The 6,932-nt window shown below is 69.7% G+C and carries 10 protein-coding genes; 1 reads left to right on the forward strand and 9 read right to left on the reverse strand.

The genetic code is table 11. The features are described 5' to 3' along the window. Positions 1–36: 36 nt before the first annotated feature. Positions 37–711, forward strand: a complete 675-nt coding sequence (locus CXR44_RS25575; protein WP_101788648.1) for a PASTA domain-containing protein — start codon at positions 37–39, stop codon at positions 709–711. Here the strand turns inward: CXR44_RS25575 and CXR44_RS25580 are convergent. From CXR44_RS25580 to CXR44_RS25620, 9 genes are all read right to left on the reverse strand, one after another. Further along, a complete protein-coding gene (locus CXR44_RS25580; RefSeq protein ID WP_101788649.1) occupies positions 708–1,055 on the reverse strand; it encodes a hypothetical protein in 348 nt (115 codons plus the stop codon). The genes CXR44_RS25575 and CXR44_RS25580 overlap by 4 nt on opposite strands. Continuing rightward, positions 1,052–1,330, reverse strand: coding sequence for a hypothetical protein (locus tag CXR44_RS25585; RefSeq protein WP_101788650.1), 279 nt, complete (start codon positions 1,328–1,330; stop codon positions 1,052–1,054). Before CXR44_RS25585 ends, CXR44_RS25580 begins: the two co-directional genes overlap by 4 nt. Positions 1,331–1,358: 28 nt before the next feature. Next, positions 1,359–1,775, reverse strand: coding sequence for a hypothetical protein (locus CXR44_RS25590; protein ID WP_101788651.1), 417 nt, complete (start codon positions 1,773–1,775; stop codon positions 1,359–1,361). A gap of 84 nt (positions 1,776–1,859) precedes the next feature. Beyond that, positions 1,860–2,216, reverse strand: a complete 357-nt coding sequence (locus tag CXR44_RS25595) for a hypothetical protein (protein WP_101788652.1) — start codon at positions 2,214–2,216, stop codon at positions 1,860–1,862. A 3-nt stretch (positions 2,217–2,219) separates the two neighbouring features. Next, positions 2,220–2,441, reverse strand: a complete 222-nt coding sequence (locus CXR44_RS25600; protein ID WP_101788653.1) for a hypothetical protein — start codon at positions 2,439–2,441, stop codon at positions 2,220–2,222. Position 2,442: 1 nt separating this feature from the next. Beyond that, a complete protein-coding gene (locus CXR44_RS25605) occupies positions 2,443–3,393 on the reverse strand; it encodes an SU10 major capsid protein (RefSeq protein WP_101788654.1) in 951 nt (316 codons plus the stop codon). Between the two features lie 55 nt (positions 3,394–3,448). Next, positions 3,449–4,060, reverse strand: coding sequence for a hypothetical protein (locus CXR44_RS25610; RefSeq protein WP_101788655.1), 612 nt, complete (start codon positions 4,058–4,060; stop codon positions 3,449–3,451). A 69-nt stretch (positions 4,061–4,129) separates the two neighbouring features. Next, on the reverse strand, positions 4,130–5,245 hold the full coding sequence (locus tag CXR44_RS25615) for a phage minor capsid protein (protein WP_101788656.1): 1,116 nt from the start codon (positions 5,243–5,245) through the stop codon (positions 4,130–4,132). Between the two features lie 3 nt (positions 5,246–5,248). Next, positions 5,249–6,814 carry a hypothetical protein gene (locus tag CXR44_RS25620; protein ID WP_101788657.1) on the reverse strand — a complete coding sequence of 522 codons (1,566 nt, stop codon included), beginning with the start codon at positions 6,812–6,814 and terminating at the stop codon, positions 5,249–5,251. Positions 6,815–6,932 lie beyond the last annotated feature (118 nt).

The following is a 6,932-nucleotide window of genomic DNA, read 5'->3' on the forward strand; positions in this document are numbered from 1 at the left end:
CTCGGGGACCGATCCAAACCAGCACGGGAGCGCACCATGGCAAGCAACTCCAAGGCCGCCGGCTGTCTCACAGCGTTCGTCGGGCTCGCGATTGTCGGCGGCTGCATGCAGCTGTTCGGCTACGAATCCGAGTCGACGAAAGCTGCCAAAGTCGCCGAAACCGCTCGCGCTGCGGGTCTCCCCGACCTGGTCGGCAAGACCCTCACCGAGGTCGAGAACACCGGCCGGTCGATGGATGTGCGGATCGACGACCAGGGCATCGGACCCATCGCCTCATGCGACGACAAGACCGACTGCATCGTGTTCCGCATGTCGCCCAAGCCCGGCGCCGTCGTGGAGAAGTTCGGCGAGGTCGCCGTCACCTGGGCGACCGGCGAAGAGCGAGCCTGGTACGGCAAGTGGAAGAAGATGCCCAAGGTCATCGGCTGGACGGAGGCGAAGGCGGAGCGGTTCTTCAAGCCGGTCGAGGCTGCCGTCGAGAACGAATCCCAGCAGAGTAAGAAGGTGCCGTACGGCAAGGACCTGGTGATCGCGCAGTCGCCGAAGCCAGGCAAACCGTTGAAGCTCGGGCAGAAGATCCGTCTCGTGATCGGCTACAACCTCGACGGTGGCACAACCGGCACGGACAACGGCAACACCGACTTCGACGTGAACATCGGTGACAACGACGGAGGCGAATCGCGGTTCTGCCGCGGCAAGTGGTACTGCTAGCGGAGCGCCCGCCGGATCTGCGCCGCGACCAGCGCCAGCATCGTCTGCGACTCGGTGTTGAGCGGCTCCTCCAGGTACTTGGCCTGCCGGCCCGGGTCGTGCCGCCAGGTCAGCTCTTCGTGCTGGCGGACGGCGTAGACGGTGTCGTATGAGACGGCGCCCCGCAGGTTGGCGGCGTCCACGCTCGGCACCGCGCTGTTGATGAGCGTCGACTCCTCGATCGGCGCTACCGCGGTGGAGACGTCGTGCAGGTGGTTGACGGCCTTACGTAGTCCGCGGACCGCACCGGCGCGCTCCCTCGCCTTGATCTGCTTCGTGTTCAGCTTGAGGCGTGCTCTGGTCACTGCAGCGCCACCTCCAGGTGGTCGGGGGTGGGGAGGCCGCCGCCGTCCCGCCGCAGAGCCGCGATGACGAGCGCCTGGCGATCGTTCACCGTGACCCTGGAGCCGACCGGGCATGTGGTGTCGAGCGGCATGTAGATGACGGTGCGGGCGACGATCTCCTCGCCCTCGTTGTTGAGCACCTTCTGGAGGCGGTCGTCGACGAAGCAGCGCACCACCACCGGGTCGCCGTACTCGGCGCCGAACGGGCCCTCTCCCTCGCAGGGCTCGATCGTCACGGTGTGACGAAGGAGGAAGGCCGGAACGCTACCCATCGCCCGGCCCGTGCATGGGGTAGGTGAACGGCTCGTGGCCCGTCAGCCGCGCCTGCTGCAGGACCGCCCATGCCTGTGGTGCGAGGCGAGTGGCGGCCGAGCCTCCACCACCCGCCCCGCCGTTCGAGGAGCCGCGCGTGCCGCGGGCCAACCGTACGGAGCCGATCTGCACGTCCCCGTACTCCGCCGAGGCGCCGGTGCCGGTCTCGCCGGCCTCCACCCAGGCAGCGACCTGCTCGCAGGTGGCGTCCCGCAACGCGGTCACCACGTCGGGGTCGTCAACGTCGTACACGGCAGCCAGGAGCGCCCGGTCGACCGCGCGGGAGGCACGCGTCAACAGCAGCTCCACGTTGGCCGGAGCCGAGGAGACGTAGGTGGGCACCAGGTCGTCGACGGTCGCGTACGCCATGCTGTACCCCCTCACGAGGTGGTGGTGTAAGCGCGGGCGGGCAGCGCACCCTCACGAACCCGGCCCACCCGCACGCTTGCAGGGTCAGGCCGCGTCGAGGACAGCGACCGTGACGTTGGCCGGGGTGGTCCCGGCCCAGTCGATCCACACCGATCCGTCCGCCTGCCGGTACGACGGGTCGAACGGGCCGTAGACCTTGTACTCGCCGGGCGGGATGCTCGCGCCGGGCAGGTCGGCGACCGCCAGGTTGGACGGGCCGACGGTGGACGGGTTGACGAAGGTGGGCGTCACCGCGGCGTCGTCGCCGTTGAGCACGAACACGAACCGGTGCGGCGCCCAGGGGAAGCTGTTGCCGTCGGTGAGCTGGGCGGCCACGTCGACGGCGGCCGGGTTGATGCCGGCCTCCGTCATCGTGGTGACCGCGACTGCTGTGCGCGCCATCGACTACTCCTTGGTCCTGGTGGTGCGCCTCTTGGGAGTGGTGGGGGCGGCCCCGTGGCCATCCGCCCCCACGTTCTCCTCGGCCAGCTGGTACTCCGCGTCCATGGCGCGCAGCACATTGGCCTGCTCCTCGGTCACCTCGGCGCGGCCGTCTCGGAAGCGCACGACGCCGTGGACGGTGTTGACCTGCATGTGCGGGTAGCGCCCGCTGGTGAAGGTCGGCATGTCAGCTGGTGGTCAGGCCGGTGATCTTGCCGTGAGCCTTCTCGTTGCCGTACATGAGCCCCACCTCGCCGTACAGCATGGTCCGCTCCTTCGCACCGGTAAGGGCCAGCGGCTGAGCGAAGAAGTGGCCCTTACCCGGGACCTCCTGGAAGACCGGCATGCACTGCTCCAGCGAGACCACCGCGAGCTGCGCGGTGGGCATGTGCCTGTTCAGCATGATGTTGAGCGTGCCGAAGTCGGTCTCGATCTGGGTGACACGGACGCCGCCGACGGTGCGGCTGACCTCCTGGTAGTTCTTCTGCGTGATGAAGATGTTGGTCAGCTGCCGCTTCTGGAAGGCGTTGACCATGATGGTGGCGGTGTCGGCCTCCTGGATGCCGCCGTTCTCCCACACCATCTGGAGCAGGTCGAGCACCATGTCCTCGCTCAGCGCAGCGGCGGTGCCGTTGGTGATCACGTTCGTGGTGATCGCGGGCAGGATGCCGCGCGTCTGCCGCGCAGTGGTGTTGTTGGCCGGCTTGGCGTAGGTGCCCTGGATGAAGCTGAACTCGATGTCGCGGACCATCTGCTTCAGCATCTGCTCGACCTGCCAGTCGAGCTCGTTGACGATGGTGTTGCGCTCGGAGCTGTTGATGCCGGCCTTCGCCTGAGTCGCGGCGAGCTTCGTCCAGGAGACGCCCACCGTCTCCTGGTGGATCTGGACGATGTTGGACACGTTCGCCCGGACGCGCTCCTCCTCCGTGGGCGCCTCTGCACCCTCGACGCGGGTCGTCTGTGCGGCCGTCCGCAGGTCGAAAGTCTGCCACTCGAACTCGATGGAGTCGGTCTGGCCGCCACCGGACAGGCCGCCGATGGCGGAGAAGAACGGGGTGTCGGACGGGGTGAGCTGGTGGAGGATGCCGGTGTAGTTGGGCAGGTTGTAGGTCGTGCCCAGCGCGGTGATCCCAGCCATGGGTCACTCCTTGTCTGGTTGGGGGCGCGGCGCTGGGCCGCCTGCCCGTTGGTGGTTACTGCTGTGCTTCAGCGGCGGCGAGCTTGCTGTTCTCCAGCCGCATGACCAGCCGCCAGTCGCCCTTGGCGCGCGCCTCGGCGATCTGGGCGTCGAGGTTCTTGGGCGGGGTGCCGCCGCCGTTGCCGCCACCGAAGTCACCGCCCGACGACGATGGGGCCTTCGGGGTAAGGATCTTGGACAGCTTGTCGACGGCCTTCCTGATCGCCTGCTCGTCGACGTCGCCCTTGTCGTCCACGAACCTCGTGCTGTCGATGAGGTCGGCAGCCTCGCCGAGGTTGAGCCCCTTGGCTGCGACGGCTGCCCGGAACTCGGCGGCGGCCAGGCGGTGGCCGTACTCCTGCGCGGCCGTGGTCTTGCCGCGTGCCTCGGCTTCGGCGACGGCCTTCTCCTGCTCGGACATGCTGGCCTTGCGCAGCTTGTCGAGCTCGTCGGCGGCCTTGCTGTTCTCCTTGGCGCGCTTCTCCCACTGGCGAGCCATCGCCTTCCAGTCGACCTCGGTCTCCTGTGCAGGAGGCGCGGGCGGCTGCTGGTCGGCGGGCGGCGCCGGCGGAGGAGTGTTCGGGTCGCCGGTGGCGGGTGTGGGCTGCTCGGGGGTGTTCTCGGACATGCGTGACTCTCCCGTGCGGGATCGGTGGGGTGGCCCGTGCGGGCCGGCCGCCACGGTGGTGGCGGAACTTCAGCGGGCTCGGCCGACCTGCTCGCGATATCTCAAGCGCTTGAGGCCGTGCTCGGCGATGTGCTGCCGTAGGGCGGTTTGCCACTTGCGCACCTTGCCGTCGGCCTTGCGCTTGGCGGCCGGGTCGATCGCCCCGGCCGCGCGAAGCTTCCAGCGGCGGATATGCCGCTCGATCGCGCGCTGCCGTTGCTTCGCCTCGTACCCGGCCGGGTCGTGGTCGGCGCTGCCGACCTTCGTGACGCCGGGCAGGTACGCCGAGACGGAGTGAGTGCAGTTCGGGTGGAACAGCCCAGCGACGCGGGCGGCGGCGAGCGACGCCGACACGGTGACGGTCATCATGCGGTCCTCGGTGGCGTGTTCCACCTGGACACGGCCGACGGCACGCCCTGAGATAGAGAGCACCTTGCGTTCCCACGGCCGGCACAGACCACACTCGCGCGGCGAGTCCGACACGATGACCAGGTCTTCGCCCTCGTCGGCCAGGCGGTCGGCGTGGGCCTGCCGCATGGCCTGGAGGGCGCCGGTGCGGACGGCCATCTCGACGTAAGAGGCGAGCTGCCATCGGCGGCCGGCCCGATCCTGGAAGCCTGTCACGCCGCGGTCGAGCAACTGCTCCCACGCGCGCTGGGCCGCCTGCCGCCGCGTCTGCACGCCGAGCAGCACGTCGGGCAGCGCGGTGCGGGCGATGACCTCGCGGTAGACGTCGAGCGCCCACCGCAGGATCTGCACGTGGGTGGAGCGCAGGGTGAGGGCCAGCTCGCGGGCGAGCCGTACCAGGGCGCCGACGCCCGGGATCGCCTCTACGATGCGGGCCAGGTCCGGGAGCGGCGCGTCAGCCTGGATGTGCAGCTCGCGCAGAGCTTGCTGACCGCCGCGCTGCGCCGCGAGCGCGATCACCTGCCGCACCCGGTCGTCGGACTCCTGGCCGAGCCGGGCGAGGACGCGTTCGGTTCGCTGTCGCAGCTGGCCGAGGGCGGCGAGCTTGTCGGCGGCCCAGTCCGGGGAGTCGAGCCCGGCCTGGAGTGAGGTGGCGATGTCGCGGGCGATGCGTTGCTCGACCCCGGTGTAGAGGTCGAGCAGCGTGGTGACGAGGTCGTCGACGGTGGGCGCGGCCATCGGCTACTCCTCCCTGGGCGGCGGCCGCTCCTCCTGGTCGTCCTCCGGCCGTTTGTCGCCGGGTGCCGGCGGCTGGCCGAACGCGCCCAGGTCGGCGAGGGGGTCGGGCCGGGCGTCGCCGATCGCCTGCACCTCGGCCTGCACCTGGTCCTCGTCCCAGTCCGGGTGCAGCATGCGGACGAGCGTCTCGTCGCTGGCGGCCTCGGCGCGGCGCATCAGCTCGGCGGTCTGCGCGAGCTGCATGATGTCCGGCGAGACGCTGTCGCCGAAGACGACGGTCGGCAGCTCCGGTTCGACGGAGCCCTTGAAGCCGAGCTTGGCCTCCAGCGCGAGGAGGGTCTCGATCGCCTGGGCGAGCTCGGGCGAGGTGTAGAGCGCCTTCCGTCCGCGCGTGGTGAGCGAGCGACGTTCCTTCGCGGCCACCTCGGTCGCGGTGATCGCGACCTCGCCGGACAGGCCGAACGACTGGGCGCTGTAGCCGGTGGCGCGGAGGATGGCGGCGAGCAGCTCGGCCGCGGTGTCGCGGTGCTCGACCACGCGGATCGCGAACTGCGTCGCCGAGATCTCCATGCGGTCGTCGCCGCCGAGGACGTTCATCGCCTCGTAGATCTCGCGGTCCGGATCCCAGTACGCGCCCTGCCCCTGGCCCATGCTCTGCAGGTAGGAGGAGGGGACGTGGACGCGGCCCTTGCCGATGCGGATGTCGCGCATCCAAGACGTCCACGTCTCGTCCAGGCTGTCCATGAGCTGCAGGACGGGCCCGTCGAAGTCGGAGCGGCCGAGGTTGGCGCCGGCCGGGAAGTTCCGCCACAGCCTGTTCGGCCGCATGTTCGGGATGTACGACGCCGTGCACCTGGTCAACCCGGTCGGGATGACGCGGGCCAGGCTGGCGGTCTCGGGGTGGGCGGTGAGCGGCAGCTGCTTGCCGAGCGACCCGATCGAGCCCTGGTAGAGGCCGTTGAGGATGGCGCCGGGCTCATGCCGCTCCAGGTGGAAGAGGCACGTCTTGTCGTCGGGCTGGTCGATGACCCGCCAGAACGTGACCGCCCACAGTCGGCCCCATCGCCACTCGGGGACGGCTGCGTCGGCGTGCACGGCGGCGAGCCACGGCTTCTCGGCGACCTGGGTGTCCCACACGGTGCGCAGGTAGTAGCCGCCGAGCGCCGCGCCGACCTCGGACCCTTCGAGCAGGGTGGCCTGGAGGCTCGGGAGTAGCTCGTCGATGCGCTCCTGTGTGGCCGGGTTGTCCACGGTGATGGACGGAGGCTCCGAGAACAGCAGGTCGCTGCTCATGGTGGCGATGTCGGAGGCGACGGGCACGTGGAGCTTGGAGCGCTTCTCGCCCTGCGGGGTCGGCTGGCCCCAGAACATCCGGCCGATGAAGCCGGTGACGCCGCCGCGGTACTGCCACGGGTGGTTGGCCGGCTGCGTCTGCGACCTTGTCGGGTCTTGGTAGATGGCGGCGAGCCGGTCGGGGTCGCCCTGGTACCAGGCGTCGAGCATGCCGTAGTGGTTGTAGATCGGCTGGAGGTGCTGGGGCGGCCAGGTGCCGCCGCTCGGCAGCGGCATGGAGGTGTTCTCCTTCGCACGAGGGGCCCACCGAGCGCCTGCCTCCCGCGCGGTGCAGGGAGCCATTTCCATCCTGAAAGGCCAGGTCACAGGCTCGTTGCAACCAGCCGGACTTGAT

The sequence above is a fragment of the Nonomuraea indica genome, assembly GCF_002850745.1.
GTDB lineage: Bacteria > Actinomycetota > Actinomycetes > Streptosporangiales > Streptosporangiaceae > Nonomuraea > Nonomuraea indica.

Bases quoted from the DNA above. Each gene is read 5' to 3' on its own strand.
- CXR44_RS25575 (WP_101788648.1), top strand. From the start codon at position 37: ATGGCAAGCAACTCCAAGGCCGCCGGCTGTCTCACAGCGTTCGTCGGG.
- CXR44_RS25590 (WP_101788651.1), bottom strand. From the start codon at position 1,775: ATGGCGTACGCGACCGTCGACGACCTGGTGCCCACCTACGTCTCCTCG.
- CXR44_RS25595 (WP_101788652.1), bottom strand. From the start codon at position 2,216: ATGGCGCGCACAGCAGTCGCGGTCACCACGATGACGGAGGCCGGCATC.
- CXR44_RS25600 (WP_101788653.1), bottom strand. From the start codon at position 2,441: ATGCCGACCTTCACCAGCGGGCGCTACCCGCACATGCAGGTCAACACC.
- CXR44_RS25605 (WP_101788654.1), bottom strand. From the start codon at position 3,393: ATGGCTGGGATCACCGCGCTGGGCACGACCTACAACCTGCCCAACTAC.
- CXR44_RS25610 (WP_101788655.1), bottom strand. From the start codon at position 4,060: ATGTCCGAGAACACCCCCGAGCAGCCCACACCCGCCACCGGCGACCCG.
- CXR44_RS25615 (WP_101788656.1), bottom strand. From the start codon at position 5,245: ATGGCCGCGCCCACCGTCGACGACCTCGTCACCACGCTGCTCGACCTC.
- CXR44_RS25620 (WP_101788657.1), bottom strand. From the start codon at position 6,814: ATGCCGCTGCCGAGCGGCGGCACCTGGCCGCCCCAGCACCTCCAGCCG.